This window comes from Paenibacillus sp. FSL R5-0908 (assembly GCF_038006245.1).
Lineage (GTDB): Bacteria > Bacillota > Bacilli > Paenibacillales > Paenibacillaceae > Paenibacillus_AQ > Paenibacillus_AQ odorifer.
Window position 1 is genome coordinate 284818 of record NZ_JBBOUV010000001.1, and the last position, 19120, is coordinate 303937.

General features: G+C 45.7%; 13 protein-coding genes. 7 read left to right on the forward strand and 6 right to left on the reverse strand.

The window, feature by feature from the left end; all coding sequences use genetic code 11:
- Positions 1–4: 4 nt before the first annotated feature.
- The 3 genes from MKZ09_RS01330 to MKZ09_RS01340 are packed head-to-tail and all read right to left on the reverse strand — an operon-like array spanning position 5 to position 3709.
- A complete protein-coding gene (locus MKZ09_RS01330; RefSeq protein ID WP_076135424.1) occupies positions 5–1552 on the reverse strand; it encodes a sugar isomerase in 1548 nt (515 codons plus the stop codon).
- On the reverse strand, positions 1527–2654 hold the full coding sequence (locus MKZ09_RS01335; protein ID WP_076135426.1) for a polysaccharide pyruvyl transferase family protein: 1128 nt from the start codon (positions 2652–2654) through the stop codon (positions 1527–1529). The genes MKZ09_RS01330 and MKZ09_RS01335 overlap by 26 nt, the downstream gene beginning before the upstream one ends.
- A complete protein-coding gene (locus MKZ09_RS01340) occupies positions 2651–3709 on the reverse strand; it encodes a glycosyltransferase family 2 protein (RefSeq protein ID WP_076206112.1) in 1059 nt (352 codons plus the stop codon). The genes MKZ09_RS01335 and MKZ09_RS01340 overlap by 4 nt, the downstream gene beginning before the upstream one ends.
- A gap of 220 nt (positions 3710–3929) precedes the next feature.
- Between MKZ09_RS01340 and MKZ09_RS01345 the strand changes: the two genes are divergently transcribed.
- The 4 genes from MKZ09_RS01345 to MKZ09_RS01360 all read left to right on the forward strand — a co-directional run bounded on the left by MKZ09_RS01345 (position 3930) and on the right by MKZ09_RS01360 (position 9450).
- Positions 3930–5156: a Zn-dependent hydrolase gene (locus MKZ09_RS01345; protein WP_076206114.1), complete on the forward strand. Its 1227-nt coding sequence runs from the start codon at positions 3930–3932 to the stop codon at positions 5154–5156.
- A 281-nt stretch (positions 5157–5437) separates the two neighbouring features.
- Positions 5438–6571 (forward strand): alanine dehydrogenase, encoded by a 1134-nt coding sequence (gene ald / locus MKZ09_RS01350; RefSeq protein ID WP_076206116.1) that lies wholly within the window; start codon positions 5438–5440, stop codon positions 6569–6571.
- 812 nt (positions 6572–7383) lie between these two features.
- Positions 7384–8646 carry a PucR family transcriptional regulator gene (locus MKZ09_RS01355; RefSeq protein ID WP_076203319.1) on the forward strand — a complete coding sequence of 421 codons (1263 nt, stop codon included), beginning with the start codon at positions 7384–7386 and terminating at the stop codon, positions 8644–8646.
- 75 nt (positions 8647–8721) lie between these two features.
- Positions 8722–9450: a protein-glutamine gamma-glutamyltransferase gene (locus MKZ09_RS01360; RefSeq protein WP_076203322.1), complete on the forward strand. Its 729-nt coding sequence runs from the start codon at positions 8722–8724 to the stop codon at positions 9448–9450.
- Between the two features lie 156 nt (positions 9451–9606).
- Here the strand turns inward: MKZ09_RS01360 and hflX are convergent, their stop codons facing one another.
- Positions 9607–10872 (reverse strand): GTPase HflX, encoded by a 1266-nt coding sequence (hflX, locus tag MKZ09_RS01365; protein ID WP_076203327.1) that lies wholly within the window; start codon positions 10870–10872, stop codon positions 9607–9609.
- A gap of 527 nt (positions 10873–11399) precedes the next feature.
- On the opposite strand from hflX, the gene MKZ09_RS01370 reads away from it, so the two are divergent.
- A complete protein-coding gene (locus MKZ09_RS01370) occupies positions 11400–12200 on the forward strand; it encodes a hypothetical protein (RefSeq protein WP_076203329.1) in 801 nt (266 codons plus the stop codon).
- Between the two features lie 50 nt (positions 12201–12250).
- Here MKZ09_RS01370 and MKZ09_RS01375 read toward each other — a convergent pair whose 3' ends face one another.
- Together MKZ09_RS01375 and MKZ09_RS01380 are read right to left on the reverse strand one after the other, a co-directional pair.
- Positions 12251–15271, reverse strand: a complete 3021-nt coding sequence (locus MKZ09_RS01375; protein WP_076203331.1) for a DEAD/DEAH box helicase — start codon at positions 15269–15271, stop codon at positions 12251–12253.
- On the reverse strand, positions 15268–16914 hold the full coding sequence (locus MKZ09_RS01380; RefSeq protein ID WP_076203333.1) for an SWIM zinc finger family protein: 1647 nt from the start codon (positions 16912–16914) through the stop codon (positions 15268–15270). The genes MKZ09_RS01375 and MKZ09_RS01380 overlap by 4 nt, the downstream gene beginning before the upstream one ends.
- A 409-nt stretch (positions 16915–17323) precedes the next feature.
- Between MKZ09_RS01380 and MKZ09_RS01385 the strand changes: the two genes are divergently transcribed.
- Positions 17324–17797 (forward strand): Hsp20/alpha crystallin family protein, encoded by a 474-nt coding sequence (locus MKZ09_RS01385; RefSeq protein ID WP_076203335.1) that lies wholly within the window; start codon positions 17324–17326, stop codon positions 17795–17797.
- A 175-nt stretch (positions 17798–17972) separates the two neighbouring features.
- Positions 17973–18983 (forward strand): DnaJ C-terminal domain-containing protein, encoded by a 1011-nt coding sequence (locus MKZ09_RS01390; RefSeq protein WP_179089537.1) that lies wholly within the window; start codon positions 17973–17975, stop codon positions 18981–18983.
- The last annotated feature ends 137 nt before the right edge of the window (positions 18984–19120 follow it).

Consider the following 19120-nt stretch of genomic DNA (forward strand, 5'->3'; position numbering starts at 1 on the left):
TGTGTTATTTGGATAAACCACTTACCTCAGGCTGAGCGTTAATTTTATTTTTGAGTTTGTATCGATACTTTTTGAGATGTTCCCATGTATAGAGGAAGACTTCCCGTTCCATTAAAGAGCCGATTACAAAATATACAGGCAAGATCACTAGTCCTAGAAGTACACCCCAGATCATAAGCCCCAGATAGGAATGGATCGGGATGTCGATGGCAGTCGTGATGAGAATAATACCTACAAAAACTACTGCATTCGTAAGCCATCTTCTAAAAGTGACCCATGGACTGCGTTCCAGCAAATGTTTGCTGGCATAGATCACAATATCTATGGAGCGGTATAGGAGGGCAACTATCGTTCCCATCAGTACACCGTAAATTCCCATGAAGATAACGAAGACAACAGAAGCCACCAGATTAATGGCGGATTCCAGAATGGAACGGTTTTGTGTTTTTTTGAAATGTCCAGCGATGGTAATCACATTATTGGAAGACGTTCTGGCATTGGTTAATAATTTGATGATTACGAACAAGACCGGCAGCCACATATCAATGTAATTCACGTCGTTTACCCCAGCGGTATACAATTTCATAAAGGGTAAAATCAAAATGTAAGCCACCGTTAGAATTGAGAAGATAAGCCCCATAAAATACACTTCGTACGCATCATAAAATTTAATAAATGCTTCTTTGCTCTCATGGTAGCTTTGCCCGAGGGCAGCCTTCACACTTCCGTTTATGGTCTGGACGATATTATCCACGATCGTAAAAATCATATTGTACATAACATAGATACTGACGATTTTTAGATTCGTAAAGATGGTTAATATAAGTACGTCCGTATTTCTAAACACCAAGTACGAGATTTCATGGACTAATACGGAATTCTTTTGACCAATGGCTTCATAGTCTGGTTTGAGATTCAGGTTGATCCACTTGTAATTCTTATTCATATAAATATAGAAAGCGATGATTTGAAGTAAAGTTAAGATAAAATAGGAAGCTTGAACCGCAATAATGTCCACACCTTGCAGTAATAACAGAATCCGGATCAGGCTGTTCATAATATTAGCTACAGTAACAATAGAAGTCTCTACATAGCTTTTTCCCTCCGCAGCGAGCAGGACCTTGAATTTCCCCTGAAAATAATAATTGATTGCTCCGCCCATCCCCGTAAGCAAAATAATGACCATAATCGATAATTTATCGATCTCAGATGAGATCACTAGCGGGTACACGATGGCGAGTAGCAGTACGGCGAAGAAATAGTAAATGCCTGTTTTTTTATAATAGCTGGAGGTGGCAGCCAGAATAGAGTTGATATTGTTTTTATTATCCGAAGCTACCGGCTTATAAAGCGCTTGGATCGAGGCCGCCCCAACTCCTGCTTCCAGCAGCGCAAGATAACTAATAATCTGCACAATCGAAGCGATCAAACCATTGGCCTCAGACCCATAGTTGACCATTATCAGTCTGGGTATAAAAAAACCGAGGATGATCGTGATGAGTTGACTTCCCAGTCCAAAGGATAAGTTAAGAATGCTCCGCTTGGCTTTCATAACGAATCCCCCTTTCGTAAAGCGGTAAATACGTATCTAGATGCTCGAAATGTCTTTCGGCTTGTTTTGCTTGCAGTGTGACATCCATAGAGCAGGTAAGCATACTTTCAAAAATCTGTGCAGGCTGGACCTGTTCCAGCGTGTTGAAATCGGCATACAGACCTGTGAACCCAACATCTTCCATTACATTGATCATTTTTTTGCTGTAGGCTACGGGGAATACCGGTTTATTAAATACCCAGCCCAGAATCATTGCATGGAATCTTGAAGCCACAATAGAACTGGCATTAGCTAACACGGACAATACTTCTTCCATGTTCGTTTTATATAAATGCACTTGAATAGCATCCTTGTAGGAGGGACCGATAAGACGCTGAATCTCTTCAATCGCCAGTTGATCGCCTTCGTGTTCGCAAAAGGACATGAAATGAACCGCGTAACCTTTTTCAATGAAATAAATTGCGAGTTCTTTCATTTTTTCATAATAGAGGTTGTCAAAACCGTTCAGACCTTTCGCAGAAGGTTTAATAACGGATAAGACGATGTAATCCTCCGGTTCGTCTGGAATATCTGGTGGGTCTAACTGAAAAATAATATCTGGGGCTAAGCGGACATTATCCAGATCCTTAAATAAATCATAAGAGTACTGTTCTCTGAAACATACATCTGTATAATCCTTGAAAATCCGCTTGTGCTCATCATAATATTCTTGATTTGTAAAAGGGCCAAAATTAGATCCTAACAGGTAGTAAGGCTTATTTTGATTACGAATGACTTCTGCATTCTTGAAATGCTCTGCCCAGTGGTCTGCTTCCATGAAAATCGAGCCGCCGATATGAACGACGCCATCTGAGTGATCTGCCAGATATTTGTGAGCCACATTATGTATCTTTAGCTTCCTGCAAATATAGCCAATGCCTCTTAGAAGAAGGGAATCGGAAGGATACACTTTGAGGTTAGGGAGCTCTTTGAAACATTGTTTATAGAGGCGTGGTGCGCAAATTCTGAATTTGGTATCCGGATATCTTTCGCACAGCACCTTAATGAATAGATCATCGCCCAGATTAAATTCGGTATAGGCGTATATCAGCATCTTTTTCATATTCTAGATTCCTTTCGGGTTCCGTTCCCTTTAAGTAGGTTGCGCTTGAACCTGGATAAGCCTCTCTCCACAGAGATGAATCTGTGATATAGAAGCGGGGAGATTAAAAATGTTCTGATATAAAGGGCTAATCTGCGATTATCTCCTCTATAACGTCTTATGAGTTCATCCATTTCTTGATTGAGCTTGGGATAGGTATGGTTAATGTCACGAAGTAATTCCTGAATACTTACCCCTTCCGTACCATTTAGACAGGTTTTGAGGTTGAAAAAGTAGTTCTCGATCAGCTCCCGGTTCATTAACAAAGGGGAGATGGTGTCTAGTTCAGCAAAGGGATAGGTTTTAAAATATTCATCTACCCTTTTGAAAGCATCTACTACATCGAATTTATTCACGTTATAGCTGTTGGAAATGGAGGAGTTTCTCTGTAAATAAAATGAAAGTATATCCGGGATTGAGATAACTCTGGTCGCTCTGGACAAGGCTTTGTAGATGAACTCTTGATCCTCTCCATTCACACAGCGTTCTGTATAACCTAGCCCGTGGAGAAGTAAGAATTCTCGCTTATAAGCGATACTCCCTGTCCATATTCGCAAGCTTTTGTTCACGAAAATCCGCGCCAGTGCTTCACTTCCCGTCATGTCGCTGAAATCAGAGGTACAGCTCAATAGAGTTTCTCTGCCTTCGGAGACATAATTATAACCCCAGCAAATAATCTCGGGTTGTTCATCTTGAGTATATGACTGAAGGGTTGAGACCAAGTCTGCGGAGACATAATCATCTCCATCTACAAAAAGAACATAATTACCTGTGGCTTCAGCTAAACCCCTATTTCTAGCTGCGCTTACTCCATGATTCTCTGTTCGAATGACTTTACAGAAAAGGGCGGGATTACGCGAAAGAATCTTTTCTATAACGTTGTAAGTGTTATCCGTAGAACCATCATCTACGATGATGACTTCGAACTGCGGATCGCTTTGGTCAAGCAGTGAATTAAACATAGGGGTTATATACTGCTCTATATTGTATACCGGGATCACAAGGCTTAGATTCATGGGCTCGCTCCTTTCCTGTGTAGAACTGGATGATAAGCTATCTTAAGCTTACCCCTCGTATGAAAAGATTGTATATACTACTTTAGTTTACTTATTGCTGGCTCTACTCGTTGTAGCACCATGTGAATAATAATTATTACAATATGTAAAATGAAAATATTATGGTTTGGTTTAACATAGATAGAAAGCCAACAAAACGTTCGAAGCGGAGGGATCTGGGATGCAGCTGCAAACAATATTCGTGAACGGTGAGAGACTGAAGAATACAATCGAGGCATTTGCCGATTATGGGCGTACAGATAAAAATGGCGTGACCCGATTATCGCTGACGGAAGAGGATCTTAAAGCTCGGGATGATTTTCGTGCCTGTTGTGAAGAGCTTGGAATGTCTGTGAAGATGGATGATATGGGGACAATGTATGCCACACTGGCAGGCGAAACTTCCGGGCCTCCGATTGTGATTGGCTCGCATATGGATACTGTGAAAAAAGGGGGCAGATTCGATGGCGTCCTAGGGGTTATCGCGGGTCTAGAGGTGGTGCGGACGCTTGTAGATTACGGGATTAAGCCGAAGGTTCCGGTGACGATTATGAATTTTACGAATGAAGAGGGGGCACGTTTTGAACCATCGATGATGGCCTCTGGTGTGTTGTCCGGAAAGTTTGATAAAAGTGTCATGTTGAACAAAAAAGATCCAGCAGGCATCACCTTTGGTGAAGCGCTGGAGAAGAGTGGATATAAGGGAGAAATGAGCAATCGTATCACCGAAGCGACCGCTTATTTGGAGCTTCATATCGAGCAAGGGCCTGTTCTTGAAAAAGAGGAGCTGACGATTGGGCTGGTTGACAGTGTAGTTGGTATGGCCTGTTACGAGATTGAGGTGACGGGAGAATCCGATCATGCGGGCACAACCCCTATGGCGATGCGCAAAGATGCCTTGTTTGCTGCCACAGATCTGATTATTGAGCTGCGTAGCAAGCTAGGGGCGCTCGATTCCGAGCTTGTTTATACCATGGGCAGAATGAATGTGCTTCCTAATATCCATACCGTCATTCCCAATAAAGTGATTTTCACCATTGAAGCCAGACATAAAGATATGGAGATTGTGCGTGAAGTGGAAGCCATTATTAACGGTTTGCCAGAGCAACTGCTGGATTGTGAAGTAAGCAAAACTAAGCTATGGGGCCGAGATACGGTGTGGTTTGATCAGAATGTGTGTGATTTGGTGGAGCAAGCGGCTCAAACCTTGGGTTATTCCAGTCGAAAAATCGCAAGTGGTGCAGGGCATGATGCACAATTCGTAGCCAGCTTTCTGCCGTCCGCAATGGTGTTCGTGCCTAGCGTGAAGGGTAAAAGCCATTGTGAAGAGGAACTAACCTCTTATGAAGACTGCGAAAAAGGGGTAAATGTAGTGTTAGAAACAGTGATGTTGATATTATCAAGATAGTACATGTCACTTAATATAACATTTTCCGATATGGTAGTCGCTTTAATTTCATACAAAATCGTCAAAAAGGCACTCTATAGAGTGTCTTTTTTTATGAGATAATAAGGATGGTTGTGTTGAGTACCAAAGTGGTTAAAGATTAATGGGCAGTTAAGTCTGATCCTTTGTGTAAAAACACAATCATGGTAGATAATATTTTAATTTTTTAACAAAATGGGAATGCTAATCATATGTTATCATTCTTTACATAAGGGATCTACATTAGATGGGAGAGATGAATGATGATTATCGGAGTACCTAAAGAAATTAAAAACAATGAAAATCGTGTTGCCATAACCCCTGCGGGTGTAGTTAGTTTAATTACTGAAGGTCATCAAGTGCTTGTAGAAGCTGGAGCCGGTGTGGGCAGTGGATTTCCAAACGAAGAGTATGTCTCTGCCGGAGCACAACTGATTGAGGATGCAGCAAAAGTCTGGAGCTCCGCTGAAATGGTGATGAAGGTAAAAGAACCATTGGCAACCGAGTACCCCTATTTCCGTCCAGGCCTTATTCTATTTACGTATCTTCATCTTGCACCAGAGCCTGCCTTGGCTGCTGCGCTTAAAGACAAAGGCGTCTTTGCGATCGGATATGAGACGGTTGTTCATGGACGCACCTTGCCGCTGTTAACACCGATGAGCGAAGTAGCTGGCCGGATGTCTGTCCAATTGGGAGCACAGTTCCTGCAAAAGAACTACGGCGGACAAGGTATTCTTCTTTCCGGTGTTCCTGGCGTTTGCCGAGGTAAAGTGAGTATTATTGGCGGCGGTGTAGTAGGTACTAATGCAGCTAAGATGGCTATTGGTTTAGGCGCAGATGTTACGATAGTTGACCTCAGTGCGGAGAGACTACGTCAATTAGACGATATTTTTGGAGCACAGATCAATACGTTGATCTCTAACCCTTATAATATTGCCAAAGCAGTGGCTGAAGCGGATCTGCTGGTAGGTGCCGTGTTAATTCCGGGTGCCAAAGCACCGAAGCTGGTTACTGAAGAAATGGTTAAGACTATGAAGCCGGGATCTGTGATCGTTGACGTGGCCATTGACCAAGGTGGCATTGTAGAAACCATCGACAGAGTGACGACCCATGATAATCCCGTGTTTGTGAAACACGGCGTGCTGCATTATTCCGTCGCTAATATGCCGGGCGCTGTTCCTAAGACCTCAACTATTGCCTTAACAAATGTTACAGTTCCATATGCCCTGCAAATTGCCAATAAAGGTGTGATCAAGGCGATTCAGGATAATGACGGCCTAAGAAGCGGCGTGAATGTAGCCAATGGCAGAATCACCTGCCAAGCTGTTGCCGAAGCGTTGGGTGAGACACCTTATTCGGTTGAGCAAGCCATGGAACAGACATTCACATTGATCTAAAATAGACACGTTCCATAATGGAATGAGCCAAACAGCAAGCTCTCTGCGGGGAGCTTGCTGTTTGGCGTTTCTTGCGATGGAGATCAGGTGGAAGTTTGTCAGTACGGTGTTAAAGTAAATAGATTGTGTTTCAGTGTAATTAGATACATTAGATGTTTGCTCGTGTGGTGTGATGGTGGATAGATTACGTAGTGAAGTTGGTTAGAATCCGAACAGAACTGGCTAGTTCCGGCTGTATCCGGTTAGATTTGTTTAGATCAAGCTAATTTTGATTAGCTTTTTGCTTCTGCGACGGTGAAAGCTTAGATGAGAGATGTTTAGGGAAATTCTCCCTAAAAAAACGCGAAAATAGCTTATAAATGCTGTTATTAGGGAATTCCTCCCTAAAAAACGAGGAATATGCCTGTTTATACGCAAAACGGAAGAAAATCAGGGAGGATTTCCCCAATTATGATCGTGTGATGCTTAAAGTGCAGAATATTAGGGAGGATTTCCCTAATTATGACCGTGTGATGATTAAAACACAGAATTTCCGGGGGTTATTCCCTAAAAACCATTTATAACATTCGGTAAACACCAACAACTATTAAACCTTCCCAAACACCCCGACAAAACTCCCCACAAAACTTCCCGCACCACCCCCAACAAAACCCCCACCAAACATCCCCCTCCCAAACACCTTCCTCACCTAGCCGATCTCGTCCCTCACCTAAACCAGCTATTTATCTTATAGTCAGCTAGGGGGATGCATACTATAATGAAATCACTCTAGAGTACAGGATTTGGTTATTCTTCAGGTGGGAGTGAAGCTAGTGACAGATAAAGATCCATTATTTGATCGTTTTTTCGACAGTATGGAATCATTGGCGGATACGATAAGTGAATCGCTACAGTCTCAAGTTACCATCGAGGACAGCAATCATCATGTGATTGGCTACAGCTCGCATGAATTTGAGAGTGACTCCGCGCGGATTTCAACGATTATCGGGAAGCGTGTACCTAACACTGTGATTATTGGCTTGCGCAAAAAAGGGATTATGCAGCAGCTGGAGAGCGCGGCACATCCCATTCGAATTCCTGCAGTGCTGGAGGTGGGACTTGGTCCCCGGCTGGCCATTTGTATCAAACATCAGAAGGAAATTCTCGGGTACATATGGGTAGTAGATACAGGCACCCTGGTAGAAGGGCATGCCGAAAATATCGTTGAGAAGGCGGCAGGTATCGTAGGCCGTTATTTACTTAAGCAGCGAGGCTGGAAAACGAAGCAGGACAAAACGCATGAGGACTTTTTCTGGAAGCTGATTACCTCCCACTACGACAACGAAGCAAATATTAAAAAGGATGCGGAATTTTGGTCCATTCTTTTGCCGGAAAAATATTATATTAGCGTGTTTGAAAGTGACAAGGTAATCGATGATCATTTAATACTCCGGTTTCGGCAGGTTATGGCATCTTATTCCGGACTGCAATTACTATTTCTGACGGCTGAGCATAATCGGCTGATTATTCTGTTTTCCTTCAGCTTTGTGATCGAGGGGGCGGGTGGATTATCTTCATTCCTGCATAAAACAATGGAGGATATGTATAAGAGTGAAGGCTGCACACTGGCTGTTGGCTGTAGTCTCGATTACACTGAATATATGTCCGCGGCTATTGCCTATTGGGAAGCGGTGTCCATTGTGGAGATCAAAAAGCTGCTGCCTTTTCATGGGCGGGAGTTGCTATTGTACGAGGAGATTGGATTTTGGGCATATATACCGGCTATTATGGAGCAAAAGCGCAGTCGAATTCGTAAAAGCCCGTTGCTATATCCGCTAAAAGAACATGATCGCGAGCATAAAAGTGATTTTCTCAAAACCATCGCTGTTTATTTATCATTAAGCGGTAATTTAAAGGAATCTGCGGCTTTTTTACATATACACACTAATACATTGCTTTATAGATTAAACCGAATCGCAGAGATTACGGGTAAAAGCTTGAAGGATACGGGTTATCGCACTTCTATTTTCCTCGATATTTTGACGGAAGAGACACGGCAGCTTAACCAGTGGTTCGTGGATGCCAGGGAATCATGAGAATTAAGCACCAACCCGGTGACGAACACGTACAATAACCTATATTTAGAACCTATAACATTGGAGGGACTAAGCATGGTGAAGGAAGTTCGTTCACCCGATGCCCTTGACTTTGAGCGCAAAATGAGAGAAAGCATCGTGGAATCGGCTGAAGCTTTAAATGAAAGTGGAGTGGATTTTGCAACATTTGATGATTCCCGCTGCAATCCGCAGTTTTGGACACGTACAGAGATTGGTGGACTTCAGCTGAACACTGGCGTAGAACCCACAGTGGGAATTAAAGATATTTTTCGGAATGGTCATTTATATGCCTTTGAATGCGCGACAGCCATGGTCATTGTTATGTATCGGGCGACGATTGAAGCTATAGGTGAGGAAGCGTTTAATCAGTATTTCAAGGATTTGTTCTTATGGGACTGGAATTACGATGAGAATCTACGCTTAATTACAAACTACAACAAGGAACTAACGCAGCGGGGAGACGTTGTATATTTCAAGAATCCCGATCATGCTCCGAGCAAGCCAGAATGGCAGGGCGAGAATGCAATTAAACTCGAAAATGATCTGTTCTACGGCCATGGCATAGGGATTACTACTGGAGAGATCATCATAGACTCTCTGAATCAGGAAAGAGTATATGGGAGTGATATCTCGGCCTATTTAACGGATGAATCGGTGCATCCAGACTTTAGTTACTTACAGCGGTTATCTGCAGGAACGGTTTTACCGGCAGCCAACAATAGAAGCTTCCGATACACTGTATGTTCAAGAATAGGCTCTAGAAACTATATTTATAAGATCTAGCGTCTGCCTATTTTATACTTACTGAGCAATGCAAAGAGGGGGCTCTTTTGTATTGTTCATTTTTTTATTCACAAAAGAAAGGGATAGAGCTTCAGATAACTCTGAAAACTCTATCCCTCTTTTTTAATTAAGGATTACCACGTCGTTTCTAATTTGTTATAGCTCAATAAAATCGTTGCGGAATTTCTCAAAATCAGATTTTCTGCATTCCAGCTCAAGGCGTGTGCCTGTTTCTTCATAGCTAGTAGATTGAACATGGGCATGTTCGTTGAAATATGAGACTACATTACCCCGATCAAATGGAACCAGAATCTCACACTGGACATAGTCCGTAAAAACATGGCTGCGGATCAGAGCGGTAAGTTCAGCCATTCCGCTATTTTGCTTGGCGGAAAGGTAGACATTGTCACCTTCAATTTGCGGGTAAGGCAAATCAGTCAGATCAGCCTTATTATAGGCATAGATCGTTGGAATCTGGTCAGCGCCGAGTGCTTTAAGCGTCTCATCCGTAACCGCCATATGCTGTTGATGCTGCGGATCGGAAATATCGACTACGTGAATCAATAAGTCCGCTTCGGTAACTTCTTCAAGAGTGGAGCGGAACGCTTTGACCAGATGATGGGGAAGCTGGCTGACGAATCCGACAGTATCTGTTAATAAAAAGGTTTTGTGATCAGGAAGCTCAATGCTGCGAACCGATGTCTCTAGTGTAGCGAACAGCATATCCTTGGCGAATACTTGTTTATTGGAACCTGGATGGTAAGTCTCCACCATGACATTCATTAAGCTGGATTTTCCGGTGTTCGTATAGCCTACAAGGCAGACGACGGGAACTTCATTTTTATGCCGTTGTTTCCGCTGGATTTGGCGTCTTGCTACTTGTTGTTGCAGTTCAACCTGTAAAGCAGTGATCCGCTCTTCAATTCTTCTGCGGTCCAGCTCTAGCTTGGTTTCACCAGCACCTCTGTTTTTAAGTCCAGCTCCGCCACCTTGTCTGCCCAGCGACTCACGAAGACCTGTCAGGCGCGGCAGCATATACTGCAGCTTGGCTACCTCAACTTGCAGCTGTGCTTCCTTGGTCTTCGCTCTTTCCGCAAAAATATTTAAGATCAGAATGGTCCGGTCAATGACTTGACGGTCCAGAGCGGACTCCAAATTGCGGATCTGTGAAGGTGACAGTTCGTCGTTAAAAATAACAATAGGAGCATCGTGTGCTTCTAAAAGTGCCGATAATTCCTCGATTTTACCTGTCCCGATATAATGGGAGGGGTTAATTCGACTTGCCTTTTGACTAAGCTCTCCTACGACTTCAAGGTCACAGGCAACTGCCAGATTGCTCAGCTCTTCCATCGAATAGGCGAAATTCGTTTCGTTCTGAAGCTGGATACCGACTATAATTGCTTTTTCTCGTATTTGTTCCATATATTTATTCATCCTCCAATAGTAAATAATAAACGCAAAAAAACACAGGCAATCTGCCTGTGCTTACGGTTCGTTAGAGGACGTCAGAGTTAGGGCCTTCCATAGGTAGAATGAATTAAACAACAGTCCAGTCGCAGGGAAGAGGCACTTTGATCCCTTGCGAGCAGCAGTTGGCTAATCGGCTTCTATGGATGTTCAATTCTTAAAGGAATGGAGGTGAAGAGAATCCTCCCTACTCGCTGTTGTTAAATTATCGGGTTACCTTTAAAAATGGGTAGACCAATCCTGAGTCCTCTGCACATGGGCAGAGCTTTAGCGCTATTCAATTAGCCGCGCAAAGTTCTAACTCGGATAAAGTCTATCACACGTAACCCTCCGTTCATAAAAAGTTAAGTCGAGTTTACCACATTCGTTATTTAGTGGCAAATCTCTATTTATGCTCTGGAACATCTCTTGTATTTTAATTACACCCAATAATTCTAAACAATGTTTACATATCATATATGAATTGATATATAGGAGGTGTGATGACATTGCCTGTTCTGTCCACAAACACCATTATTAATTTACCAGTCGACGGTACTCGGCCAATAGATCAAGTAGTGATCAAAGTTGTCAACAATGGATCGGCTGGCGCGTTTTGTTATATTACGGGCTTATCCAATAGTGTAAGCCCCCAGGCCATTTTTATTGAAGAGTTATTTGAGCTGCAATATCAGGAGACCTTAAGCAAGACCTATGTCATGGTAGAGGATTTATTCCAATTTAATTTTGTTTATTCACAGGAGCAGATGAAGATTCAGGTTTTTCTTGTTGATACGGACGGTGTATGGACGGCAGTTGATCTTGAAGTGTTTCAAGTGAGCCGGATAACCTCAGAAATACGTGATAACGTGACCGTTACATCGACTGACTTCGCAGCGATCAGCTTTATGAGACGTCCTGGCTTTGCTATTCCACAAGGTCTTGCGGCTGAGATTCGACCGGCAGCTTTAGATGTTATGTCCAAAAGACCTGTGCGTTATATGGTTGTTGCAGGCGGGACACTTGATGGGACCTTCGAGAATTATCCTACACCGACTACGAATATTCCTGCCACGGACACGGCACTGCTGGTGAACTACACCTGCACTACAGTCACGGGTGGAAAAGTTATTATGCAAGGTACAGGATCGGGGATTTCTGGTGCGTACGCGAATCTGGCGGTCAATTTGCTTAATGAGCGACTCTCATATGAGTTCTATGATGAACCGGTCACATTGGTGGTAAACTCTCTCTCAGGCGGGGACGATCTCGCAGTCACCTTTAAAATGTCCGAGCAATGGTAATTATTCTTGTGAAAAAGGAACATTCGCATTTATGCGAATGTTCCTTTTTGCTAGTCATTTAAGTCTCTACGCAAGGTGAAGAGATCTTTCAGAGCCTCAGTGGACAACTCGGTAATCCAGCCTTCCGAGCTGGAGATCACATTATCGCTGAGCTGCTGCTTATTCTCCAGCATCTCATCAATTCGTTCTTCGAGTGTGCCCAGAGCGATGAATTTATGCACCTGCACATCACGAGTCTGGCCCATGCGGTAAGCACGGTCAGTTGCTTGGTTCTCGACCGCTGGATTCCACCAGCGGTCGAAGTGGAATACGTGATTGGCTGCAGTTAAGTTCAGGCCAACTCCCCCAGCTTTGAGTGAAAGGATGAATACATTCGGCTGATCAGACGGCGATGCGTCTGGGCGTGTAGAACCATCTTCCGCAGAAGGGGCTGGTGTCTGAAACCGCTCGATCATGCGGTCGCGCGCCTGTTTGGAGGTGCTTCCGTTCAAATAAAGGACGGGTTCGCCCAGCTCCTGCTGGAGAACCGCCTGAAGCATTTTCCCCATCCCCACATATTGAGTAAAAATCAGGCAGCGCTCGTCTTCCGCGCGCAGCTCCTTAACCATGTCCAGCAGTCTTTCGAGTTTGGAGGAACGGTTAATAAGAAAGCTGGTATCCAGCTTGTTGTCCGTGTCCAGTTCAGGGATAGCTTCTTTTGTCACAAGCATCGGGTGATCGCATAGCTGCTTAAGCCCGGTCAGAGCCCCGAGAATTGCCCCTTTGCGCTCAATGCCTTCCAGCTTCTTCATCCGTTCCAACAGTCCGTTTACGGTCTGATCGTAAAGCGCGGCTTGTTCGGCTGTCAGATGAACATAGGTTTTCATTTCGTTTTTATCAGGTAGATCGAGCTGTATATTTGGGTCTTTTTTCTTACGGCGCAGCATGAAAGGTTTTACTAGGTTTTGTAGATCCGCTGTACGTTTCGCGTCGCGTTCCTTCTCAATAGCATTCGTGAATCGGTCATTAAAAGACTTGGCGCTGCCCAGATAACCTGGGGTTATAAAATCATAAATGGACCACAGCTCGGATAATCTGTTCTCTATCGGCGTCCCTGTTAAGGCGACCCGGTGTAAAGCTGGAAAACTACGTACAGCTGCGGATTGTTTGGTTTGGGCATTTTTGATATTTTGAGCTTCATCCAGGCAGATCGTCGCCCAAGTAAATTCCTTCAGCAGCTCTTGGTCAAGCGCAGCAGTCGCATAAGAGGTCAGTACCACATCGGCTTGCGAAGCTGCGCCATAGAAGAATCCCGCGTCCAGACGGCGGCTTCCGTAATGAAGCATAACATTCAACGAAGGCGCGAAGCGTTCCAGCTCCTTCTGCCAATTGCCTAACACAGAGGTCGGGCAGATGATCAATGAAGGCCAACCTGGTGGGTCGGTCTGCCGCCGGGCTGAGCTTGCATCCGTGTTCTCTTGGATGTGTAGCAGATAGGCGATGAGCTGTACTGTTTTGCCTAGTCCCATATCATCGGCTAGACAGGCCCCCAGCCCAAAGCGGCGCAGAAAGGTCAGCCAGGCGAATCCTTCATGCTGATAGGTGCGCAGCTCCGCCTTAAGGCCTGCGGGTACGGGCGGCTTTGGCCATTCTGAGCGCTGGCCCAGCTGACCGATAAGGCTGATCAAATGCTCGTTCAGCTCTACCTCCAGACGCAGACGCGCGGCATCCTCTTGCAGCTGCTCTTCCGTAGCTTCAGCGTCTGCCTCTTCACCAGCTCCTAGCAAGTGGAGCTGAAGCACGTCTTGGAAGGACAAGCCTTGCGACTTGTCCATTCCCGCCATGGCTCTTTGGATTTGCGCCAGCAGAGCCGGATCGAGTGAGACCCATTTGCCCTTGAAGCGGACGAGCCGTTCCCCTCTTGCGACCAGCTCGGCAAATTCGGCTTCAGTGAGATCCGCGTCGCCGATGGAGATGCGCCAATCGAAATCGATGATCGAATCGAGACCGAACAGTGACTCGCCGCCGCTGCGTTTGTCTTCGCCGGAGCTGATCTTTGCGCGCAGGCGCGGCTTTTTCCGGCTGGCGGCTTCCCACCACGCCGGCAGCAGCACTTGCCAGCCTGCTTCCAGCAGCCGCTGGCTCTCGGCCGTCAAGAACCGCCAAGCGATGGCATCGCTGAGCGGTTCGGCCAGCACATCGCCGCCCGCCGCGAAGCGCTCGGGCGGCAGACTGCCGCGGAGGCGCTCCAGCCATCCCGCGGCCCGTTCATGCACATGAGCCGACCACGCGGCCGGCCACAAGCCGTACGGCTCGCCGTTATCGGCGAGCCTGATGGGAACAAGCGCGGATTCATCGCGCTTGTCCTGAAGGATCAGCTGCAGCCGCCAATAGGATTCATCCTCATCGGGCTCCAGCAGCTGTAGAGCGGGCCGGAAAGGCGCGGTGTCCGCCTTCCAGCCAATGGCGATAAGCCACGCGGCGGTATCCATGCCCGCTGCAAGTGCTCCGCTTCTATCGAAGAGAAGCGGGAATTCGCTGCGGAGGTCACCGGCCTCGGCCTCCGTGCTGTAATAGCGCTGCGATACGGCGGCAGAGAACGCCGCACGTAATCCACGGCTAAATTCGCTGCCGCCATTTAGCGCCTCAAGGGCTCCCTTAGCAGTGTCACTGTCCACTGCCACCTGCGCAAGAGCCCCTTCGTCCCAAGTCCATTGCAGCCTCCCGGCGCGGTAGGCGGAGATGTCGGGAATATACTGTTTGTGCTCCAGACATATAGCCAGAAGTGGCGCCAGTTCTGTGAGCTGGGCAGCATCGCCTTCCCAGCTCCATTCGATATGCGCCAGAAGCTTCTGCTCGGCAAAGAAGGGAATAACCTGCTCAGCAGGAAGAATCACTAGCTCCACGCCTTCGCCGGCTGGCTGTACGGTTAACTCCGTACCATAAAAAGACGCCTCATGCCAGGCGAAAAGCCGCTGCTTAAGCTGCAAGCCCGGCACGAGATCTTCGCGCTCATTCATTCCAAATATCAAAGCATCGCCATACTGGCTTAATGCAAGCCGGATGGTCAGCGTGCGTAAATGCATGTTCATGGTATTAGCTTTCCTTTCTGAAGCTCCTCTTGCAGCGCTCGGAGCCTGCTATGCCTAATGGCGAAGGCAGTGAGGAACTTTTCCCAGCGTTCTTCTTGTTTCAGCTTTTTATACAGCTTGGATAATCGTTTCAATAATTTCACAGCCGCTTTGTAGCTATGTCTGTTCTTATCCAGCACGAATCTTTCGGCGGCCTGATGGTAAAAGGGCAGCAGAACCTCAGGCGCATTCTTTTCCACCGGTTGGAGGTCTTTGACACGAAATTCGGAGGGCTGTTTACCGATGGACAGCTGATAATCCATCCAGGTCTGCCATTTCTCATAGGTAATTAGCATCTCTTCATAGACTTCGCCAGAGATAGGTAACATGGTGGCTAGTGTATCCCACATTTGCGGCTCAGCTTCAGGCAGGTGGCGAACAGCTTCTTCCCAACTGGTTGAATAGCTATTGAGATTATAGAGTCTGCTGCTCAGCAGTGGACCGATCTGAACAAGCCAACCCACCAACCGGGGCCAGTCCCCTGCATCCAGCAGCGGAGAGGTGAAGCTCATGAGCTCATCGGGATGGAGACCCGGGCGCTCGGCAGCCTTATTCAGTAAGTCCCAAGCCTTCTGATCATCCATCAGATAGTAATACATGCGGCTCTGAGCTAACAGCCACGCATGTTGTGACAGGGAAGCGCCTAATTCAACCTCTGCTTGCTGCAGCTGTTCGATTTCATTCAGGTAAAGCTTAGTTCCACCTGTATTCGGATAAATCCAATTTCTCCACAGCAGATCATAGCTAAGAGAAAAAGAGGGTTGATCCCGTGAGCGATCCCGCGACTCCGTCAACATCTCGCGCCGCAGATAAGATAAAGTATCGATGACGTATGGCCATAGATCCTGCTCTTGCTCGGGGGACAGCGGAAGTGTCTTTTTTAAAAGACCTGTAATTACTTCCTGTAGCTCTGAGACTGCTACCTGTGTGTAATAACCAAGAGAAGGGGCGTAAGCGGCCTGACCGACGGATAGCGTGGAAGGCTTAGCGAGCTTTTCCAACAGATAAAGATGAGCATGCAGAGTGAACAGCTTCTCCGTTTCCGGAAGCATTTTTGGTTTGAATTTATTAATTGCAGACAAGGCCCGACTCACATATTCAGGATTTCGGGTGGTATGGGCTAGAGGGGAGACACAGAATTCAAAATACTCCCGCCACTCCGTTATTTTTCCGCTAGCGATGCGGTTGGCCATCTCTTTCATTTGCTGCTGACGAGTTGCATCGGCTCCAATAGAAGTACTTGTTGCTGTACTTGATATTTTGGGCAAAAAGGATGCAGCTTTAGCGTTAGCCAAAACCTGTACAGATCTATTTTGTTGTTCGGCATAATTCAGCAGCACGGCAGCCATATGCTTGCAATGACCTGATACTGGACAATTACAATGACAATTGGTGAAGCCGTCGAGATCAATGGTGACGCGGTAATCCTCTCTACCTTCAACTAGAGCGTTAATCTTACGAGGCTCCGTCATGGTAAAAGGCTGCACTCGATTTTGTTTATAATATTGGAACCCCCGCTTGAGGGTAAGATCATCGAAATAATAGGCGACATTTTGGATGAGCTTACTCCACTGCGTATCGTCCATAGCATAGGTTGGTTGCATACAATTGGTCTCCTGTAACGAAAATGGTCTTTAGTTGTCTTTCATTATATCACTTCTGCTGGCTTCATCTTTAAATCGTTAAATTTTGATAGACCGTAAGGAAACTCCGTTTAAAAGCGGGCGTGGAGATGATCAGAAGCTAATGGCTTGTATTGATCGGAAGGTCTGAACATATAATAATCGTACTGCAGGTTGGGTCATGATTATATAGGTGTCATTTACGAAAGATCAAATAAAGGTCAAAATTGGTCAAATAAATAAAAAGAACTAATTTTCTCGTTTAAAATCAGTTAATTCGCCTGAATTTGAGCGATAATCAGCTTAAATCGGTTTTGTTATTCCTCAGGTAGGGGACTATAATAAGGTCATAGGTCAAATAAAGTCAAAGTCAATGAGAGGAGAATGGATAATGTTTGATATGGTTCCTTTTGGTAAACGGAGAGATGATGCTTTTGGTATGCTGGCTAAGTCCTTGAATGATGTTTTTAATGATGATTTTTTTGCACCGATTAAGAGCTCCACGATGTCCTTCAGAACAGATATTCGTGAGAGTGAGCAGGCTTACCTGATTGAAGCTGAACTTCCTGGTTTGAATAAAGAAGAAATCGACATTGATTATGCCAGTCCTTATTTGACGATTAAAGCGGTACGTAAGGAAGAAAATGCCGAGGAGAACAAGGAACATCAGATTGTACGCAGAGAACGCCGATATGGTGAATATGTGCGCAGATTCTATGTTCAAGATATTGCCGAGGAAGAAATTCGCGCGTCTTTGAAAGATGGAGTGCTGAAGCTGGAAGTTCCCAAACGGCAAAAAATGCAAGGTAAACGCATCGAGATTCAAGACGGAGATTCTAATTCTACCGGTTCGCAGTCTGAATAAGCATAAATTAAGCGGAATGGACTTCCGCTCAGCCTTTTAGAGATGGCAGCGGGCTTTTAATATAGTGTTATGAATAGAAGGCGCATTGTAGTGGAGGATTCCGGCTATGGTGCGTCTTTTCTCGGAGTGCAATGGTGGTCGGTATGAGATTAGGGATGGAAAGGAGGAAGCGCGAGTGGCTAGTAAAAGCTATTATGATGCTTTGGGCGTGGGCAAAAAAGCTACTAAACAGGAAATTAAAAAGGCTTATCAGAAGCTTGCCAAAAAGTGGCATCCCGATGTTAACAAAGCCCCTGAGGCAGAGGCGAAATTCAAAGAAGCAGCTGAAGCCTATGAAGTGCTTGGTAATGAGGATAAGCGAAAGCTCTATGATGAAGAGCTGCTTTATGGAGCTCAACGTGGCAGAGCTAGTGGAGGGGCGGCGAGTGGAACCTCCTCTTGGGGTTCAAACTTTGCTGGAAGTGGCAGTGGAAGTGGAAGCTGGAGCAGTGGGACTTATTCAACAGGAGGTTCTGGTATTTCGGAGGAAGATTTATTCGGGATGTTTTTTGGGAATCGGGGCTCGGCTGACCGGGCTGGCTTTGATTTTTTCTCGGGAAGTGGAACGGGGCGTGCGAATGGCAATCCGTGGGGCGAGGCCCGCAGTACCATGCAGGCGCAGCTGGATATTACCTTGGAGCAGGCTTATAAGGGTGCCACTGTAAGAGTACAGGTCAGCGACAAAACGGTGGATGTGAACATTCCGCCTAGATCCCACGAGGATACAATTATTAAAATTGCGGGAAACACTCCGGGTGGCGACGTGCTGCTGGCACTTCATATTCTTCCTCATGATATTTATGAGATTCGCGATGGCGACTTATATGGCATGGTTGAAATCGCTCCTTGGCAAGCGGTATTGGGCGGAGAAGTGAAGGTTCCATTACCGGGGGGCGGCGCCGTGAAATTGAAGGTTCCAGCCGGAATTCAGAGCGGCAAAACGCTACGTATCCCCGGCAAGGGCTTAAAACGTGAGAATGGTGCGAATGGCGATATTTTATTTGGAATTGAGATTGTTATCCCTGAACCTATCAGCGAAGCGGAGAAAAATCTCTACCGAAAGCTGGCAGACTCCAGCCCTTTCGAAGCCAGAGCTAAACGTCAAAGCACTGGCACCCAGCGGCAGAAGGCAAAAGTGGGTAATTAATAGATAGGTAGAAGAGGTAGAAGAGGTAGAGGTAAGGTGATTTCACTCGTTTGTGATCAACTCAGATTGGTGAAAGACTGAATTGAATGCTAGTTGCAGAACAGTAACTTATTTAGCCACTAACTATAAAAGAACGT